The organism is Buttiauxella brennerae ATCC 51605, from assembly GCF_001654925.1.
Lineage (GTDB): Bacteria > Pseudomonadota > Gammaproteobacteria > Enterobacterales > Enterobacteriaceae > Buttiauxella > Buttiauxella brennerae.
This window is the reverse complement of record NZ_LXER01000017.1, coordinates 479417-499198: the sequence shown is the minus strand read 5'-3', so window position 1 is coordinate 499198 and position 19782 is coordinate 479417. Positions and strand designations below refer to the sequence as shown.

Below are 19782 nucleotides of genomic sequence, written 5' to 3'. Positions count from 1 at the left end.
GAATATGAATAACAACAACTTATAATATTCTCGTGTCTGGCGGGAGGACATTGTGCAACCTGAAAATATTACCCTGAATAACCCCCTTAAAAACCGGGGAGATCTTCATAAACTGGTCAATGAATTATTGAATGCCGTTTCACCATTCTTTAAAAAAGAGACCAGTCGCGTTGATCTGGCAAATTTCACTGCCCATTACGGGCAACAGATCGCGAATATGGAAACTTTCTCTCGTTTGCTGTGGGGCGTAACGCCACTGCTGGCGGGCGGTTATGAACCGGAACAATTTTCTTTTTATATTCAGGCGATAAAAAACGGGACTAACCCTGAGCATGCGGATTACTGGGGTGAAGTTGAGCCTTACGATCAGCGTATTGTCGAAATGGCTGCCTACGGATTATTGCTGGCCGTTGCCCACGAACCGTTGCTGGCACACTTTAACGAACAAGAAAAACATCACCTCTGGCAGTGGCTAAAGCAGAGCGAAAATCAGGCTATTCCAGACAACAACTGGCATTTCTTCCCGATTCTGGTTCAGGTTGGCTTCCATCAAAGCGGCATGCCTAATAATGCCGATGCGCTGGAAAAACACTTTGACGCTATGGAAGCGTATTACCTGGGCGATGGCTGGTATTCAGATGGCCCGGGCCGTCCACGTGACTACTACATTTCGATGGGCTTCCATTTCTATGGGCTTATCTATGCAAAGCTAATGGCCGATGTTGACCCGGCGCGCTGTAACAAATTACGCCAACGCGCCGCGCAGTTTGCCACCGATTTTATCCATTTCTTTGCTGATGATGGTTCCGCGATCCCCTTCGGCCGCAGCCTGACTTATCGCTTCGCACAGGCGGCATTCTGGAGTGCTGCTGCATTTGCCGGGCTGGAAGTGTACTCGCCTGGAGTGGTGAAAGGCATCGTGTTGCGCCACCTGCGCTGGTGGTTAGAACAACCGCTTTTTGACCGCGATGGCGTGATAAGCGTGGGTTACAGCTACCCGAACCTGATTATGGCTGAGGATTACAACGCGCCTGGTTCGCCGTATTGGGGGCTGAAAACCATGTTGGTGCTGGCTCTTGGCGAGCAGGATGATTTCTGGCAGGCCGAGGAATTGCCGTTACCCGCGCGTGAAACCCACCACAGCATTGCCCATGCATCACAAATTCTGGTTCATCAACCTGACCATTTATGGATGCTGACTTCCGGGCAGCTCGAACTCAATAACTTCGTAAATACCGAAGCCAAATACTGCAAATTTGCCTACTCCACGCGCTACGGTTTCACCATCGAACGCGGGCGTTTTGGGCTCAATCATGCCGCCCCTGATTCCATGCTGTTGTTATCGGAGAAAGATAATTACTGGCGCGGGCGTCGCGATTGCCAGCAAGTGACCACCGCTGATGGCGTGATCTTCAGCCGTTGGCAGCCGTGGAACGATGTCACCATCGACACCTGGTTACTGCCGTTGGGCGACTGGCAAATACGCGTGCATTCCCTGAAAACGGCCCGTGAACTCGATTGTGCGGAAGGGGGCTTTAGCCTGACGAATCGCCCACTGCCACATGCGCAAATGGCGCAGGCAAAAAGCCTGCTTACCACCTCCACCGATACCAGCGCTATTTACTGTTTAAGCCCGCAACCGCGCAATGGCGAGCAAGTCCTGACGCCTCCGAATAGCAACTTGCTGTTTGCTGAACGTGCGGCAGTTCCGTTGCTTAAAGGGGCGCTGAATATCGGTACACATCTGTTAATAAGTGCCGTTTGGGCTGGCGATACGCAAGCGTTCGATGCGCAAACCCGCCCGCAAGCCATTATCAGCGAGGGTGTTGTACGCCTGGTGATGGGTCACCAAGAGAAGCAACTGATTCTGGAGACACACCAATGAACACGTCGACACCCACGCGTACTGCACAGATAAAAATGAGCAGTTTTATCTTTCTCTACTTTTTTACCTGGTCATCGAGCTTTGGGCTATATGCCCTGTGGCTGAGCCAAAAGGTCGGCTTAGACAGCATTACCATCGGTAGCGTTTTCGCCATCAATGGTGTCTTCGCGGTGGTGATGAAACCGGTATATGGCTACATCATGGACAAAATTGGGATGAGCAAATGGCTGCTCTATTTTGTCTGTGCGGTCTCGGCGTTAATGGCCCCGTTTTTCGTTACCGTTTACCAACCGCTTCTGCTCACACACACCACCATCGGCATTGTGATTGGTGCGCTGTACCTGAGTCTTGGCTGGTATGCCGGTGTTGCCGCTTCCGAATCTTATGCGGACCGTTTTAGCCGCTTGTATGGTTTGGAGTTTGGTCGCATCCGCATGTGGGGTTCGCTTGGTTGGGCAATGGCGGCATCAGTTTCAGGCCTGCTGTTCAACTACACGCCGCTGGCCAACTTCCTTGTCAGCAGCACCACCTCTGTATTAATGCTGCTGGTGCTTATCAGCCTTAAAATTGGCGATGAGCAACTGCGTAATAACAATGTGATTTCAGCAAACAAAATCGTTTTTGCCGACGTCGTGATGCTTTTGAAAAACCGCAAATTCTGGATGTTCAGCCTGTATGTCGCCGGCGTGGCATGGATGATGTTCGTGGCGGAGCAGCAGTTCCCACGCTATTTCGTTTCGTTCTTTGCGACTAAAGAGCAGGGCAATGCGTGGTACGGCTACCTGAGTACCGTCCAGTCCGGCATGGAATTTGTGATGATGATGTTCATCCCGCTGCTGGTAAACCATTACGGCGCAAAAAAAGGGCTGCTGTTCTGTGGTTGTGTGGTGGGGGCGCGTCTGATTGCTTCCGGGCTGACCACTGATCCGCTGATTATCTCGATAATCAAACCGTTCTACGGCGTTGAGATCTCACTGCTGCTGATTTCCGTTTTCAAATATATCGCCGAACATTTCCACAAGAAAATCAACGCCACCATGTATCTGCTGGGTTATCAGGCGATGATCTATGTCGGCTCGGTTGTCGTGGCACCGCCAGCAGGCTACCTGTACGACAAAATTGGCTTCGAGCACACCTACTTGATGATGGGCTGTTGCGCGCTGGTCTTCACCTTTATTTCTGCATTCACACTCTCGCGCTGCCAGTCAAAACGCGATGAATCCAGCAGCTTCTCTTCGGCTTTAAACACCGCACCGGTCGAACCGGTAAAACATTAATTAAAGGAAACGTTATGACCCGTACTTTAGTCACTGAAAATGTGGTGACCGAGCCACTGCGCCCTATTGAATTGCACCAGGTCGACCGTCTGGCACTGAAACGTAAGCTGGATACTGCGCTGCAAAGCGTGACCAAAAAGCTGGATAAAACCATTGCGGCGGTCGGTGACCAATTCCCAAACGAAGCATGTGAAGGGGGCAAGTGGAAGCCTACCGATAACGTGGAATGGACCACCAGTTTTTGGCCCGGCCAGCTGTGGCTTGCTTGGGAGATGACCGGTGAGGATAAATATCGCCAGGCGGCGGAGCGTTATTTGCCTTCCTTTGCGCAGCGTTTAGACCAGCGCATCGAAACTGCGACACATGACCTGGGCTTTTTGTACACGCTATCTTGCGTTAACGCATGGCGACTGACCGGCAATGAAACTGCACGGCAGACCGCATTACAGGCGGCAGATATTTTGATGGAACGCTACAACCCGGTGGCGAAAATCATCCAGGCGTGGGGGGATTTGAATGATCCAGAACAACAAGGCCGAATGATTATTGACTGTAATATGAACCTTCCGCTGCTTTATTGGGCAAGCCAGCAAACCGGCGATGCACGCTACGCGCAGGCCGCGACAGCGCATGCGCAGCAGGCGGCGAAGTACATCGTTCGCCCGGATGCATCCACCTTCCATACGTTTTATATGGATGTAAAAACCGGTGAGCCACGGTTTGGTAACACGCACCAGGGTTATAGCGACACATCGTGTTGGTCACGCGGCCAGGCATGGGGCATTTATGGTTTCTTGCTCACGTACCTGTATACCGGTGACAAAAGCATGGTGGATCTCACCCGCAGCCTGGCGCATTACTTCATTAACCGCTTGCCGGAAGATGACGTTTGCCACTGGGATTTAGCATTGCTCGGAACGGATGCGGTGCGCGATAGCTCGGCGGCAGCCATTACCGCCTGCGGCTTGCTGGAACTGGTAAAAGTGCTGCCGGTGCTCGATGAACATCGTGCCCACTACGAAGAGATGGCGCTGCGGATTATCCAGTCGCTAACGGATAATTACCTGGCGCGTGATGATGAGTCGTGCGAAGGCTTGCTGAAACATTCGGTTTACCATATGGCGAGCGGAAAAGGGGTGGATGAGTGCTGTAGTTGGGGAGACTATTTCTACCTGGAAGCGCTGGCACGTGTGCGCCAGGTGTGGAGCCTCTACTGGTAAGTTTTTCGCCCCCGTTGGTGCGGGGGCAACATGGAGAGTTTTAATGAAAACTGTTGCTGTCTTGTTGGCACCCGGGTTTGAAGAAGGGGAAGCCATTGTTACCATCGATATTCTGCGTCGCCTGAAAATTAACGTGCGCACGCTTTCCTGTATCGAAACCCGCGCGGTAATGAGTTACCACGATATTCCAATGGTGGCCGATGCCACGCTGAGTGAATGTTTTGACGACACGTTTGATGCGATTGTCTTGCCCGGCGGCCCGGAAGGCAGCGTTTTCCTTGCCCAAAGCGCCAGTGTCGTTGCTTTCGTGCGCAGCCATGATGAGCAGGGGAAATTCATCTGCCCAATTTGCTCTGCCGCCGCCCGGGTATTGGCTGGCAATGGCTTGCTGAAAGGCCGCCGTTACGTCTGTTCCGGCGATTTATGGCAGCAGGTGACCGATGGTGTGTATGTTGATGCTGATGTGGTGGAAGACGGTAACCTGATCAGTGGCAGAGGGCTTGGCAAAGTATTTGATTTTGCCCTGACCGTTGCTGCACGGCTCGAAGGCGACGAAGCACCCGCTCGAGATCATGCGGAACATATTTATTATCCGTGGTGAGATCTCTTTAATTGCGGCGGGGGAGTGCAATGCTTTTCCCGCCAGCATGAAATAACCTGAACGGTTTTTGTCGTGTGGATGAGTGTCTGCTATATCCATTTAATTCTTATCATCGTCCATCGCTATATTTATGGACAAACCAGCTAAACCCCTTTTCATTTGTCCGACATATACCACCGTTTTTATGTCTTTAATTGCTGAATACATGCACGCTTTTACTGTATTTCTGCGGTGTGATTGCGCTCTCCTATGGATTATTAATTTCCCGCTACAACTATTGTAAGTTCAGAAAGCTAAAGCCAAGACAGCTAATGGATTGTTTTAACTAAATCTTACCCTACACATAATAATATCGAGCGGGAGTTTACCATGCACAAATTTACTAAAGCGCTGGCGGCAATTGGCATAGCCGCGGTTATGTCACAATCCGCTATCGCTGAAACAATGAAGCTCGGTTTTCTGGTGAAGCAACCAGAAGAACCCTGGTTCCAGACCGAGTGGAAATTCGCCGATAAAGCCGGGAAAGATCTCGGTTTTGAAGTGATTAAAATTGCTGTCCCGGACGGCGAAAAAACATTGAATGCAATTGATAGCCTGGCCGCCAGCGGTGCGAAAGGCTTCGTGATTTGCACTCCTGATCCCAAACTCGGCTCCGCGATTGTTGCGAAAGCAAAAAGCTACGACATGAAAGTGATTGCCGTCGATGACCAGTTTGTTACCGCGAAAGGCAAACCAATGGATACCGTGCCGTTAGTGATGATGGCGGCAACCAAAATCGGTGAGCGTCAGGGGCAAGAGCTTTACAAAGAGATGCAAAAACGCGGCTGGGATGTCAAAGAATCTGCGGTAATGGCGATCACGGCTGACGAGCTGGACACTGCTCGCCGCCGCACTTCCGGCTCTATGGACGCGCTGAAAGCGGCCGGTTTCCCGGAAAAACAAATCTATAAAGTACCGACCAAGTCGAACGATATCCCAGGCGCATTTGATGCAGCCAACTCCATGCTGGTGCAGCATCCTGAAGTGAAACACTGGCTGATTGTCGGCATGAACGATAACACCGTACTGGGTGGCGTGCGTGCGACGGAAGGCCAGGGCTTTAAAGCTCCCGATGTGATTGGCGTAGGTATTAACGGTGTGGATGCAATAAGCGAACTGTCTAAAGCGCAGGCTACCGGTTTCTACGGCTCCTTACTGCCAAGCCCGGATGTGCACGGTTATAAGAGTAGCGAAATGCTCTACAACTGGGTGACCAAAGGCGCTGAACCACCAAAATTCACCGAAGTTACCGATGTGGTGTTGATCACCCGCGACAACTTTAAAGAAGAACTGGCGAAAAAAGGCCTCGGCGGCAAGTAACTTCTGTAGCGGATGTCGCAGTACTCATCCCCCTGGACCGGCTTTTGCCAGGGCGGATTAGCACAGCGGCATCCGACTAAAGCAAAGGGTCAATCATGCAACAGAACACACCGTATCTCTCTTTTCGTGGTATAGGCAAAACTTTCCCCGGCGTGAAAGCCTTACAGGACATCAGTTTCGACTGTTATGCCGGGCAAGTTCACGCACTAATGGGGGAGAATGGCGCAGGGAAATCCACGCTCCTGAAAATCCTGAGCGGTAATTACGCGCCAACCGAGGGCAGCATTGTCCTGCGCGGTGAAGAAGTCACATTTGCAAATACGCCGGCCGCGCTCAATGCCGGGGTTGCTATCATTTACCAGGAGCTGCACCTGGTTCCGGAAATGTCGGTCGCAGAGAATATCTACCTCGGCCAACTCCCGCATAAAGCGGGGTTCGTGAACCGTTCTTTACTGAATTACGAAGCAAAATTGCAGCTTGAGCATTTGGGGTTAGATATCGACCCGAGCACGCCGCTCAAGTATTTGTCGATCGGCCAGTGGCAGATGGTCGAGATCGCCAAGGCGCTGGCGCGCAATGCGAAAGTTATCGCCTTCGATGAGCCGACCAGTTCGCTGTCACGCCGTGAAATCGACAACCTGTTCCGTGTCATCCGCGAGTTACGCGCGGAAGGCCGGGTTATCCTTTACGTTTCGCACCGCATGGAAGAAATTTTTGCTCTCAGCGATGCCATTACTGTGTTTAAAGATGGGCGCTACGTGCGCACCTTCGACGATATGCAGCAGGTGAATCATGACTCGCTGGTGCAGGCAATGGTCGGGCGCAATCTCGGTGATATATACGGCTGGAAAGCGCGTGACCACGGCGCTGAACGCTTACGTCTTGATGGCGTAAAAGCCCCCGGCGTGCGCACACCTGTTTCCCTTTCGGTCCGTAGCGGCGAAATCGTCGGCTTATTTGGCCTGGTGGGTGCCGGGCGCAGCGAACTGATGAAAGGCATGTTTGGCGGCACGCGCATTACCGCAGGAAAAGTGCTGATTGACGGAGCTGTTATCAACATCAACAAACCTGCCGATGCAATTCGCGCAGGCATGATGCTGTGCCCTGAGGATCGCAAAGCAGACGGTATTATTCCGGTGCACTCAGTGCGCGACAACATCAACATCAGCGCGCGTCGCAAACACATTAGCGCGGGGTGCCTGATTAACAACCGCTGGGAAGCGGACAATGCCGCATCGCACATCCGCTCATTGAATATCAAAACTCCCACGGCTGAACAGCTGATCATGAACCTTTCCGGTGGCAACCAGCAAAAGGCGATTTTAGGCCGCTGGCTGTCCGAAGATATGAAAGTGATCCTGCTCGATGAGCCAACGCGTGGCATTGATGTGGGTGCAAAACACGAAATCTATAACGTGATTTACGCCCTCGCCGCACAAGGCGTGGCGGTGCTGTTTGCCTCCAGTGATTTGCCTGAAGTCCTTGGCCTTGCGGATCGCATTATCGTGATGCGTGAAGGGGAAATAGCCGGTGAACTGCTGCATGGCGAAGCCAACGAGCAGCAAGCATTAAGCCTGGCGATGCCAAAAACCAGCGCGTCTGCCGCATGAGTAAGGAGAGAAAAATGTCTGCATTGACTCCATCATCAACCAAAGCATCTTCAACAAACACATCATCAGGCGACAACAAGAAAAAGTCGTCACTGAGTCTCGGGCGTATCTGGGATAACTACGGCATGCTGGTGGTGTTCGCGGTGCTGTTTATCGCCTGCGCGATATTTGTGCCGAACTTCTCTTCTTTTGTGAATATGAAGGGGTTAGGGCTTGCCATTTCGATGTCCGGAATGGTGGCGTGTGGCATGTTGTTCTGCCTGGCGTCCGGCGATTTTGACTTGTCCGTCGCGTCGGTCATTGCCTGCGCGGGCGTCACCACCGCCGTAGTGATCAACATGACCGAAAGCCTGTGGATTGGTGTAGCGGCAGGGCTGTTACTGGGCATGTTAAGTGGCCTGGTCAACGGTTTTGTTATCGCCCGTTTGAAAATCAATGCCTTGATTACCACACTTGCAACCATGCAGATTGTGCGCGGGCTGGCGTACATCATTTCTGATGGTAAAGCGGTGGGTATCGAAGATGAGCGCTTCTTTGCGCTGGGTTATGCCAACTGGTTGGGGCTGCCTGCGCCAATCTGGCTGACAGTCGGCTGCCTGATAATCTTTGGTTTCCTGCTCAATAAAACGACCTTTGGGCGTAACACGCTGGCGATTGGGGGTAATGAAGAGGCCGCGCGCCTGGCGGGTGTGCCGGTCGTGCGCACAAAAATCATCATCTTTATTCTCTCAGGCCTGGTGTCGGCGGCGGCGGGGATCATTCTCGCATCACGCATGACCAGCGGCCAGCCGATGACGTCTATCGGTTATGAGTTGATTGTTATCTCGGCCTGCGTATTGGGCGGTGTGTCACTGAAAGGTGGGATTGGTAAAATTTCCTACGTCATTGCCGGTATTTTAATTCTTGGTACCGTAGAAAATGCCATGAACTTACTGAACATTTCGCCGTTCTCGCAGTATGTGGTGCGCGGTCTGATTCTGTTGGCGGCGGTAATTTTTGACCGCTACAAACAGAAAGCCAAACGTACAGTGTAACCCTCTACAGTGTAACCATCGGATGGCGCTACGCTTATCTGGCCTTAGTGAAGTTGTTGCAGGGCAGATAAGCGTGAGCGCCATTATCCAGTTTTAAAATGTACAATTGCTTATTCAGATAGTATTTCCCGCCATAAACGACTAAAAACCCGGATGCAAATCACTGTAATAGTCACGCCACTAAAGTAGAGTCTGCTGCGTTGAATTCGGCCTCAAGGAGATGAGCCAATGAGCAGTGATGTTAATTACATCAGCAGTAAAGTGCGTGTACCCGGAAATCGTAAATTTGATACCACTTGGGTGTTGAGTCTTTTTGGTACGGCCGTCGGAGCGGGAGTGCTTTTTCTGCCTATCAATGCCGGGATGGGGGGCTTCTGGCCACTCGTGGCGCTGGCGGTGATCGTTGGGCCAATGACCTGGCTTGCTCACCGTGGGCTGGCACGTTTTGTCTTATCATCACGTAACCCAGGCAGTGATATCACCGAAGTGGTGGAAGAGCATTTTGGCGCGAAAGCGGGCATCTTAATCACACTGCTTTACTTCTTCGCCATCTACCCGATCCTGCTTATCTATGGCGTGGGCATCACCAACACCATTGATTCGTTAATGGTTAACCAGCTGGGAATGGCTTCACCACCGCGTGTAATTTTGTCGATTGTACTGATTGCCGCGTTGATGGCGGTCATGTTGACCAGTGAGCGGGTGATGCTGAAAATCACCGAGCTGATGGTTTACCCGTTGGTCGCTATCTTACTTTTCCTCTCTCTCTATCTGATCCCACACTGGAACACCGCAGCACTTTCACAAGTGCCAACGGCGATGGATTTCACCACCACCCTGTGGCTGACGATTCCGGTTCTGGTGTTTGCCTTTAACCACTCTCCGGCGATCTCCTCTTTCGCTCTGTCACAGCGTCGTGAATACGGCAACCTGGCGGATGAAAAAGCGAGTCAGACGCTGCGCAAAACGTCCACCATTCTGCTGGCGTTTGTGATGCTGTTTGTCTTTAGCTGCGTATTGAGTGTGACTCCGGCAGATTTAATGGCGGCAAAACAGCAAAACATTTCGATGCTGAGCTTCCTTGCCAACAAGTTCGATAACCCGCTGATTTCCATCTTTGGGCCATTGGTCGCCATTCTGGCCATTTCCAGCTCCTTCTTCGGCCACTATCTGGGTGCGCGTGAAGGCCTGCATGGGCTGGTGAAAAAAATTGCCCGTCATAACGGCAAGCGCTTTGATGATCGCAAGCTGAACAAAGTGATTGCACTGTTCTTCCTGCTGAGTTTGTGGCTGGTGGCAACACTTAACCCGAGCATCCTTGGCATGATTGAATCCCTGGGTGGGCCAATCATTGCGATGATTCTGTTTATCATGCCGATGTTCGCCATCCATAAAGTGCCTGCGCTGGCGAAATTCCGTGGCAAAGTGAGCAATATCTTCGTTACGGTTATGGGGCTGGTCGCGATTTCAGGTCTGATCGCCAGCTTCTTCTAATACCTGCAACACCGAAACGCCAGGCCAAATGCGGCCTGGCGATTTATCCTGGAAAATTGCGACACCCGTCACCCTGTCTATACTTACATGGCTAATCATAATTTATCGTTACCGTCACGGTGGCGAAATTAACCATGTAAGGAGGAGCCGCTGGTGGCTGAAGTTTCATCTGTACCGCCTCTACTTTCAGGAAATCTTGCCTTTTTCTTCGACCTCGATGGCACGCTGGCAGAAATCAAACCGCACCCGGACCAAGTCTATATTCCGGCCGCTGTGCGCACGTTACTGCAAAAAATGTCTGTCATGAGTGACGGAGCACTGGCGTTGATTTCAGGGCGTTCAATGGTCGAGCTCGATAAGCTTGCTACTCCATTCCACTTTCCGCTTGCCGGGGTGCATGGAGCTGAACGCCGCGATATCAATGATAAAACTCACGTTGTCACACTTCCCCAACCGCTCGTTGCGGCCTTGCATCAGCAGTTAGCCGAGGCGCTAATGCTGTTGCCCGGAACGGAACTCGAAGCAAAAGGAATGGCATTTGCACTCCATTACCGCCAGGCGCCCGAGGCGGCAGAAGCCATTCTGGCACTGGCGCAGCAAATGTCGCACCGCTACCCGGAGCTTGCGTTGCAACCGGGGAAATGTGTGGTGGAGTTGAAACCGTTGGGAATTAACAAAGGTACGGCGATTCGCACTTTTATGCAGGAAGCACCTTTCGCGGGCCGTACACCTGTTTTCATTGGTGACGACCTGACCGATGAAGCAGGATTTAAACAGGTTAATGCCCTTGGCGGGCTGACCATTAAAGTCGGCAGTGGCGAAACCATCGCCAGCTATCGGCTGGCAAATGTGCGCATGGTTTATCACTGGCTTGGCAAATTAACGCAACACATAGAACAACAAAAGTCAGCTATTTTACGGGGAGAAGATTATGAGTCGCTTAGTGGTAGTCTCTAATCGCATTGCACCACCGGATGATAAAAAAAGCAGTGCCGGTGGTTTGGCTGTGGGTATTTTGGGTGCATTAAAAGCTGCAGGTGGCTTATGGTTTGGCTGGAGCGGCGAGGTTGGGGATCCCGATGCGGCGTTAAAAAAGACGAAGCGCGGAAACATTACCTGGGCTTCATTCAACCTGAGCCAGGAAGATTACGAAAGCTACTATCTGCAATTTTCCAATGCGGTACTTTGGCCGGCATTTCACTATCGCCTTGATCTGGTTGATTACCAGCGCGAAGCCTGGGAAGGTTATAGCCGCGTAAATTCTATGCTGGCCAGCAAGCTCACGCCTCTGCTGGAAGATGACGACATCTTGTGGGTACATGACTACCATTTGCTGCCATTTGCGGCGGAATGTCGCAAGCAAGGGCTAAACCACCGGATCGGTTTCTTCTTACATATTCCTTTCCCAACACCCGAAGTGTTTAACGCGCTTCCACCCCATGCAGAGCTCGTCGAAGCATTGTGTGAATACGACTTATTGGGCTTCCAGACTGAAAATGATCGCCTGGCATTCCTCGATTGTGTGGCTAGTCAGACGCGCCTTGATAATACGGGTAAAAACCAGCATCAGGCGTTTGGTAACACCTTCCAGACTGAAGTTTACCCGATAGGTATTGAACCTGAGGAGATCAAGAAAAGCGCGCAAGGCCCATTGCCGCCTAAACTTGCCCAACTCAAAGCGGAACTGGGCAGTATTAAAAACATCTTCTCCGTTGAGCGACTGGATTATTCCAAAGGGCTGCCTGAACGCTTCCTCGCTTTTGAAGCATTGCTGGAAAATTACCCGCAGCATCACGGTAAAATTCGTTACACCCAAATCGCGCCGACATCGCGTGGTGACGTGCAGGCTTATCAGGACATTCGCCATCAACTGGAAACAGAAGCGGGGCGCATCAACGGTAAATATGGGCAGTTGGGTTGGACACCGCTTTACTATCTGAACCAGCACTTTGACCGTAAATTGGTGATGAAGGTTTTCCGTCACGCTGATGTTGGGCTGGTCACACCGCTTCGCGACGGGATGAATCTGGTGGCGAAAGAGTACGTTGCCGCGCAAGACCCCGCGAACCCGGGCGTGTTGGTGCTATCGAAATTTGCTGGCGCGGCGAATGAGTTGTCTTCTGCGTTGATTGTGAACCCTTATGACCGGGATGATGTTGCCGCAGCCCTGGACAGAGCATTGACCATGCCCCTTGCGGAGCGCATTTCACGCCATAGTGAGATGATGGCGGTTATCGAGAAGAATGATATTCACCATTGGCAGAAAAGGTTTATTGACGACCTAAAGCAGGCCGCCGCCCGCAGCGATGAGTCGCATTTGGATAAGAAGGTGGCGACGTTTCCGAAGTTAGCGTGAGGCGGGCAGTGTCATGTGAATGAACGGTGAACGTGCCAGGTGGATAACGACATCCCCCTGGCACGTTCACCGTTTCGGTAACTTCTGGGAACACTGAACGTTTAGTGAACGGAATAAATACCATCCTACAAAAAATGAGCCTTTCAACGAACGTAATAATCCCTTTTAAAACTTAACTTAGCTTAAATTACCCCGGAGTAACTAAATTTAACTTAAATTCCCCTTATCTCAACGGCACCAATAAAACATCTACCTGACTCGATGCCACCACCGCCTTCGCGGAGCAAATTATCTTGCTGAAAAAAGTCTGGTTGTGATTACCGCAAATCACTAAATCAACCGATCCCTTTCGGCATATTGCCAGAATATGTTCACTTAATTCGCCCGTCGCAATAACGGTTTCGGATATCGGATAATTTGTTTTCTCAATTAACGCATCAATAAAAAGTTGCGTCTCTTCAAGCATTAACTCCCGCAAATTCTCCATAAGCGGCGCAGCAAATTGATTATAAAGTTCGGGATCTGATGCGAGCGTAATCAGTGTGATTTTGCCATTTACCGGTTGAGCGATGGAGACAGCCTTATCGACCAGTAACTGACTTTCCGGGCTGACAGCCACAGCAACCAATATATGTTGATAGCTCATTACAACCTCCTGTTGCCAGATAACCAAACGGTTAACATTTTACTTACTATAAGATCCATATTTACGCAACGATAGTAACCATGGGAAATGTGAGTCTGCTCATGAAAAATGATTAATAACGCTAATGTATGCGAGTTGTTGGAATTTGTAACTGCACAGATAGTTCATTTTTCCATCAAACTTTTATATTATTTTATCTGCTTCCCGTCGTCATCATCTTGCAGTGGGAATTTATTCCTTTGTCTCAAAGGATGGCGATATTTCAAGGTGTTATGTGCTGAAAATGAAATTGATAGTAGTTTATTAAACCATGAAATAAAAAATGCGATATAAATCACATAGCTAAGTGGAACTGAAGAGGCGTTATGGAGAGTAAGTCACCAGGTTGTTAGCTAAACGAAAAGGTTTTTCCATAATAACGTAACGGATATTTCGACTTAGGTTGAAAAGTGCGCAATTGAAAAGTCTTACTGATGTTTCCAGGTAACCTATAAAGGAAAAATATGTGATCTCTATCACATAAATATCAAAATTCGGCGGCATCCGCATTGTATGTCTACAGGGCTGCGAGTAGAGTTTGCCCGGAATTAGGAAAAATCTTAATTTCATACAAAAAATTTACACTCGGATAAGCGCGCATTTACACGGAAGTCTCCACCACATTTTTGTGCCAGTGGATTCGTTGCGCATTATCAGTCAAATGATTTTGGCTTTTTGGTTGTTTTAATTTTAACCGGGGATTCCCGGCGACTCACGGGGTGCGGCATCGCCGCATGTATAAAAGTAAGTTTTTCAGGATGAACACAATGCATACATCCGAGTTGTTAAAACATATCTACGATATTAATTTGTCGTATTTATTACTTGCGCAGCGCCTTATTAGCAGTGATAAAGCCTCAGCAATGTTTCGCCTGGGAGTGACCGAGGATATGGCCACTTCACTGGGTGAATTAACATTGCCGCAAATGGTAAAACTCGCGGAAACCAATCAATTAATTTGTCAGTTCCGTTTTAATGACAATCAAACCATTACCCGCTTAACACAAGACTCTCGTGTGGATGATTTACAGCAAATTCATACCGGCATTTTGTTATCCACCCGCTTATTAAATGAGGTGTCCGCGATAGACGAGGCATCACGCAAAAAAAGGGCGTAGCAAAATGAGCGAAAAAAGTATTGTTCAGGAAGCCCGCGATATACAACTGGCGATGGAATTAATCACGCTTGGTGCAAGATTGCAGATGCTGGAAAGTGAAACGCAATTAAGCCGTGGCAGACTGATCAAACTGTATAAAGAGCTCCGTGGTAGCCCACCTCCGAAAGGAATGCTGCCATTTTCTACCGACTGGTTTATGACGTGGGAGCAAAATATTCATGCTTCTATGTTCTGCAATGCCTGGCAGTTTTTACTCCGCACTGGTTTATGTACCGGTGTCGATGCGGTCATAAAAGCTTACCGCTTGTATCTGGAACAATGCCCTGCACAGGAAAGCGGGCCGTTGTTGGCGCTGACTCGCGCCTGGACGCTGGTGCGTTTTGTCGAAAGTCACATGCTTGAATTGAGCCGTTGCAACTGCTGCGGTGGCAACTTTATTACTCATGCACACCAGCCTGTGGGCAGCTTTGCTTGCAGTTTGTGCCAGCCGCCATCACGCGCGGTAAAAAGACGTAAACTTTCTACGAATACTGCCGATATTATTCCACAACTGCTGGATGAACAGGTCAGACAGGCCGTTTAACAGTTCGGTGTGGATAAACACTCCAGCAGCGATAAGCGATTATCGCTGCTTTTTTTTGCCCCACGCTGAGCCGTAAACACCTCTGATTTGTGATTCCTCGTCACATTTAACAGCAGAAGGATGTACTCGTGCTGATTGTAATAGGCTATCTGGTCGTTCTCGCGACAGTATTCGGCGGCTATATGATGACTGGTGGTCATCTTGGCGCACTCTATCAACCAGCTGAATTTATCATCATTGGTGGAGCGGGGGTTGGGGCCTTTATCGTTGGCAATAACGGTAAGGCGATAAAAGCAACAATAAAAGCGTTGCCATTACTTTTCCGCCGCTCGAAATACACCAAAAGCATGTATATGGATCTCATGGCCTTGCTTTATCGCTTGATGGCGAAGTCACGCCAGCAAGGAATGTTTTCGCTTGAACGTGATATCGAAAACCCGAAAGAAAGCGAAATCTTCGCCAGTTATCCGCGTATTTTGGCCGACACATTGATGCTGGAATTTATTATTGATTACCTGCGTCTGATCATCAGCGGGAATATGAACTCCTTTGAAATTGAAGCGCTGATGGATGAGGAAATTGAAACACATGAAAGTGAGGCTGAAATACCGGCAAATAGCCTTGCCATCATGGGGGATTCGCTTCCGGCATTCGGTATTGTCGCCGCCGTAATGGGCGTGGTACATGCGCTGGCTTCTGCCGACAGGCCCGCCGGTGAACTGGGTGCGTTAATTGCGCACGCCATGGTGGGAACCTTCCTTGGGATTTTGCTGGCCTACGGTTTTATTTCACCGCTGGCGACCGTTCTGCGCCAAAAAAGCGCTGAAACGACCAAAATGATGCAGTGCGTTAAAGTCACTTTGCTCTCAAGCCTGAATGGTTATGCGCCGCCGATTGCTGTCGAATTTGGCCGTAAGACCCTTTACTCCAGCGAGCGCCCATCGTTTGTTGAACTGGAAGAACATGTTCGTGCTGTTCGCTCGCCGAACGCGCAACAGCGCGCCACGGAAGAAGAAGTATGAAGCATAACGCGCGCCCCATTGTTGTCGTAAAACGCCGTAAGCATAAAGGCCACGGCGGCGGCGCGCACGGTTCATGGAAAATTGCCTACGCCGACTTCATGACCGCGATGATGGCTTTTTTCCTGGTTATGTGGCTGATTTCCATCTCCAGCCCTAAAGAACTGGCGCAAATTGCCGACTATTTCCGTACGCCACTTTCCGCCGCGATTACCGGGGGGCAGCGCATCGCCGACAGCCAGAGCCCAATACCCGGCGGCGGTGATGATGTCACCCAGCAACAAGGCGAAGTGAAAAGACAGCCTAATATTGAAGATCTCAGAAAGCGGATGGAAGCCAATCGCCTCAAGCGCCTGGGTGACAAACTGGATCAGCTGATTGACGCCGATCCAAAGTTACGCGCGCTGCGCCCTCATCTGCAAATTGACCTGGTTCAAGAGGGGTTACGGATACAAATTATCGACAGCCAGAACCGCCCAATGTTTAAAAATGGCAGCGCCGAAGTTGAGCCTTATATGCGTGACATCCTGCGCAGCATTGCGCCATTACTGAATGATATTCCGAACAAAATTAGTTTATCTGGTCACACTGATGATTTGCCTTATGCCATGGGAGAGCGTGGTTATAGCAACTGGGAATTGTCTGCGGACCGGGCAAATGCTTCGCGGCGTGAACTGATCTCGGGTGGGCTTATCGACGGCAAAGTTTTGCGCGTTGTCGGGATGGCGTCAACGATGCGCCTGAGCAACCGCGGAGCAGGGGATGCCATCAACCGTCGCATTAGTTTGCTGGTACTGAACAAACAAGCTGAAGAGGCCATCGTGCATGAAAACGCAGAAAGCGATAACCAGCCAGTCAGCATTCTCCAACAACCTGCGGCGGTAGTGCCGGCGCAGAACACATTACCGCCACAATCCGGTACGAGGTGATAGCGTGAGTATGGATATCAGCGATTTTTACCAGACATTTTTTGACGAGGCCGACGAGCTTCTGGCCGATATGGAGCAGCACTTACTGAATCTGTTGCCAGAAGCGCCGGACTCAGAACTGCTTAATGCCATATTTCGTGCTGCGCACTCAATAAAAGGAGGTGCCGGGACATTCGGCTTCTCCATTTTGCAGGAAACCACGCATTTAATGGAAAACCTGCTCGACGATGCCCGGCGTGGTGAGATGCACCTCAACACCGATATCATCAACCTGTTTTTGGAAACTAAAGATATTATGCAGGAACAGTTGGACGCCTATAAAAACTCACAGGAACCGGACGCTGAGAGTTTCGACTATATCTGCAAAGCGTTGCGCCAACTGGCTCTGGAAGCCAAAGGCGAAAGTGCTTCGACCCCGGCAAAATTAACGGTGGTAGAAAAAGAGACCGCCTCCCAGGCGCCTGCCAGCGACGGCAATTTGCGCATTGCGATAACCGGACTGAAGTCGACCGAGCTTGATTTATTGCTCGAAGAGTTGGGCAACCTGGGCACATTAAGCGAGGTGGAAAAAGGGGCGAACTCCGTCACCGCAACCATCGAAACTACCGTCAGTGCTGACGATATCAGCGCCGTGCTCTGTTTTGTTATCGAGCCTGAGCAGATTGAATTTCTTCCGTTAACCGCAGCCAGTTCTGAGGCGGAAGTAGCAGTTGCACAAGTTGCAGTCGCAGAAGCACCGGTCGCCGTGGCGGTGAATGCACCACAACCGGTTGTTGCGCAGCTTGCGCCAGTCGCCGCTGTTTCACCACGTGCCGAGCGGGAAACTAAACCGACGCGCGTCAGCGAATCGAGCAGTATCCGCGTTGCGGTGGAAAAGGTTGACCAGCTGATAAACCTGGTGGGCGAACTGGTTATCACACAATCGATGCTGGCCCAGCGTTCCAACGAGCTTGATCCGGTAGAACATGGCGAACTGATTACCAGCATGGGTCAGTTACAGCGTAATGCCCGTGATTTGCAAGAATCAGTAATGTCTATCCGCATGATGCCAATGGAATATGTCTTCAGCCGCTTCCCGCGTCTGGTGCGCGACCTGGCAAGCAAACTGGATAAACAGGTGGAACTGACGCTTCAGGGCAGCTCCACTGAACTGGATAAAAGCCTGATTGAACGCATTATCGACCCGTTAACGCACCTGGTGCGTAACAGTCTCGACCACGGTATCGAATCACCTGAAAAACGTGTTGCTGCCGGGAAATCGGCCATCGGTAATTTAATTCTTTCTGCCGAACATCAGGGCGGGAATATTTGTATTGAAGTCTCCGACGATGGTGCGGGCCTGAACCGTGAACGCATTCTTGCTAAAGCGTTGTCGCAAGGCATGCCGGTGCACGAAAACATGTCGGACGACGAAGTGGGCATGCTGATTTTTGCCCCAGGATTCTCGACTGCTGAACAAGTGACTGATGTTTCCGGGCGTGGCGTGGGCATGGATGTGGTGAAACGTAACATCCAGGAAATGGGTGGCCATGTTGAAATCAAATCCCAGGCCAATGTCGGCACCACCATCCGCATTATGCTGCCGCTAACCCTCGCAATTCTTGATGGCATGTCGGTCAAAGTGTGCGACGAAGTCTTTATTCTGCCACTCAATGCGGTGATGGAATCGTTGCAGCCGAAAGAAGATGATTTGCACCCACTGGCGGGTGGCGAGCGCGTGCTTGAAGTGCGCGGCGAATACTTGCCGCTGGTTGAATTGTGGAAAGTGTTTGATGTAAGCGGTGCAAAAACCGAAGCGACGCAAGGCATTGTGGTGATTTTGCAAAGCGCCGGGCGCCGTTACGCGCTATTGGTTGACCAACTGATTGGCCAGCATCAAGTGGTGGTGAAAAACCTTGAAAGCAACTATCGCAAAGTGCCGGGTATTTCAGCGGCAACCATCCTCGGCGATGGCAGCGTTGCGCTGATTGTTGATGTATCTGCGCTGCAAGGTTTGAATCGCGAACAACGTATGGCCGGCACCGCCGCCTGATCCTCCGGGTTTGAGAATAGGATAAGAAAATGACTGGATTAACCAATGTGACCAAATTGACCGGGGAAACGGTAGGGCAAGAGTTTCTCGTCTTCACCCTCGGTGACGAAGAATACGGTATCGATATTTTAAAAGTGCAGGAAATACGTGGCTACGACCAGGTCACGCGTATTGCTAACACGCCTGCCTTTATTAAAGGTGTGACCAACCTGCGCGGCGTGATTGTGCCGATCCTCGATCTGCGTATTAAGTTTGAGCAAGACGACGTGGAATATAACGACAACACGGTGGTTATCGTACTGAACTTCGGCCAACGTGTTGTAGGGATTGTGGTCGATGGCGTGTCGGATGTGTTGTCTCTGACAGCTGAACAAATCCGCCCGGCACCTGAATTTGCCGTAACGCTTTCCACGGAATACCTGACGGGCCTTGGCGCATTGGGCGACCGTATGCTGATTCTGGTCAATATCGAAAAGCTGCTTAACAGTGAAGAGATGGCGCTGGTCGATAGCGCGGTTCGCGTGGCGTAAGATTTGCCCCCTCACGCAGGCGTGTAGCCGCGTGAGGGGAATACTGCACA

Annotated in this window: 17 protein-coding genes; 16 read left to right on the top strand and 1 reads right to left on the bottom strand. The window is 50.7% G+C overall.

Translation table 11 applies throughout. From position 1 onward, the window contains the following. Window positions 1-52: 52 nt before the first annotated feature. The 10 genes from M975_RS10555 (at window position 53) to otsA (ending at window position 12836) form a co-directional block, all read left to right on the top strand. Window positions 53-1885 carry a DUF2264 domain-containing protein gene (locus M975_RS10555; protein ID WP_064559155.1) on the top strand — a complete coding sequence of 611 codons (1833 nt, stop codon included), beginning with the start codon at window positions 53-55 and terminating at the stop codon, window positions 1883-1885. Then, window positions 1882-3162, top strand: a complete 1281-nt coding sequence (locus M975_RS10550) for an oligosaccharide MFS transporter (RefSeq protein ID WP_064559154.1) — start codon at window positions 1882-1884, stop codon at window positions 3160-3162. The genes M975_RS10555 and M975_RS10550 overlap by 4 nt, the downstream gene beginning before the upstream one ends. Before the next feature lie 14 nt (window positions 3163-3176). Beyond that, a complete protein-coding gene (locus M975_RS10545; protein WP_064559153.1) occupies window positions 3177-4382 on the top strand; it encodes a glycoside hydrolase family 88 protein in 1206 nt (401 codons plus the stop codon). Window positions 4383-4425: 43 nt separating this feature from the next. Further along, window positions 4426-4983, top strand: coding sequence for a DJ-1 family glyoxalase III (locus M975_RS10540; RefSeq protein WP_064559152.1), 558 nt, complete (start codon window positions 4426-4428; stop codon window positions 4981-4983). A gap of 369 nt (window positions 4984-5352) precedes the next feature. After that, on the top strand, window positions 5353-6342 hold the full coding sequence (araF, locus tag M975_RS10535) for an arabinose ABC transporter substrate-binding protein AraF (protein ID WP_064559151.1): 990 nt from the start codon (window positions 5353-5355) through the stop codon (window positions 6340-6342). 95 nt (window positions 6343-6437) lie between these two features. Next, window positions 6438-7952, top strand: a complete 1515-nt coding sequence (araG, locus tag M975_RS10530) for an L-arabinose ABC transporter ATP-binding protein AraG (protein WP_064559150.1) — start codon at window positions 6438-6440, stop codon at window positions 7950-7952. A 14-nt stretch (window positions 7953-7966) separates the two neighbouring features. Next, window positions 7967-8986: an L-arabinose ABC transporter permease AraH gene (araH, locus tag M975_RS10525; protein WP_064559149.1), complete on the top strand. Its 1020-nt coding sequence runs from the start codon at window positions 7967-7969 to the stop codon at window positions 8984-8986. A gap of 228 nt (window positions 8987-9214) precedes the next feature. Continuing rightward, window positions 9215-10480, top strand: coding sequence for an HAAAP family serine/threonine permease (locus tag M975_RS10520; RefSeq protein ID WP_064559148.1), 1266 nt, complete (start codon window positions 9215-9217; stop codon window positions 10478-10480). A 153-nt stretch (window positions 10481-10633) separates the two neighbouring features. Next, complete coding sequence (gene otsB / locus M975_RS10515; RefSeq protein WP_064559147.1) at window positions 10634-11437, top strand: trehalose-phosphatase; 804 nt, start codon at window positions 10634-10636, stop codon at window positions 11435-11437. Continuing rightward, window positions 11412-12836, top strand: coding sequence for an alpha,alpha-trehalose-phosphate synthase (otsA, locus tag M975_RS10510; protein ID WP_064559146.1), 1425 nt, complete (start codon window positions 11412-11414; stop codon window positions 12834-12836). Before otsB ends, otsA begins: the two co-directional genes overlap by 26 nt. A gap of 223 nt (window positions 12837-13059) precedes the next feature. Here otsA and uspC read toward each other — a convergent pair whose 3' ends face one another. Continuing rightward, window positions 13060-13482, bottom strand: a complete 423-nt coding sequence (uspC, locus tag M975_RS10505) for a universal stress protein UspC (protein ID WP_064559145.1) — start codon at window positions 13480-13482, stop codon at window positions 13060-13062. A gap of 806 nt (window positions 13483-14288) precedes the next feature. Between uspC and flhD the strand changes: the two genes are divergently transcribed. The 6 genes from flhD (at window position 14289) to cheW (ending at window position 19732) form a co-directional block, all read left to right on the top strand. Continuing rightward, complete coding sequence (gene flhD / locus M975_RS10500; protein WP_064559144.1) at window positions 14289-14639, top strand: flagellar transcriptional regulator FlhD; 351 nt, start codon at window positions 14289-14291, stop codon at window positions 14637-14639. Between the two features lie 4 nt (window positions 14640-14643). After that, window positions 14644-15222: a flagellar transcriptional regulator FlhC gene (gene flhC, locus M975_RS10495; RefSeq protein ID WP_064559143.1), complete on the top strand. Its 579-nt coding sequence runs from the start codon at window positions 14644-14646 to the stop codon at window positions 15220-15222. A 128-nt stretch (window positions 15223-15350) separates the two neighbouring features. Beyond that, window positions 15351-16244 carry a flagellar motor stator protein MotA gene (gene motA, locus M975_RS10490; protein WP_064559142.1) on the top strand — a complete coding sequence of 298 codons (894 nt, stop codon included), beginning with the start codon at window positions 15351-15353 and terminating at the stop codon, window positions 16242-16244. Beyond that, window positions 16241-17170: a flagellar motor protein MotB gene (gene motB, locus M975_RS10485; RefSeq protein ID WP_064559141.1), complete on the top strand. Its 930-nt coding sequence runs from the start codon at window positions 16241-16243 to the stop codon at window positions 17168-17170. The genes motA and motB overlap by 4 nt, the downstream gene beginning before the upstream one ends. 10 nt (window positions 17171-17180) lie before the next feature. Continuing rightward, window positions 17181-19202, top strand: coding sequence for a chemotaxis protein CheA (gene cheA, locus M975_RS10480; protein ID WP_064559140.1), 2022 nt, complete (start codon window positions 17181-17183; stop codon window positions 19200-19202). Between the two features lie 29 nt (window positions 19203-19231). Continuing rightward, a complete protein-coding gene (gene cheW / locus M975_RS10475) occupies window positions 19232-19732 on the top strand; it encodes a chemotaxis protein CheW (protein WP_064559139.1) in 501 nt (166 codons plus the stop codon). The last annotated feature ends 50 nt before the right edge of the window (window positions 19733-19782 follow it).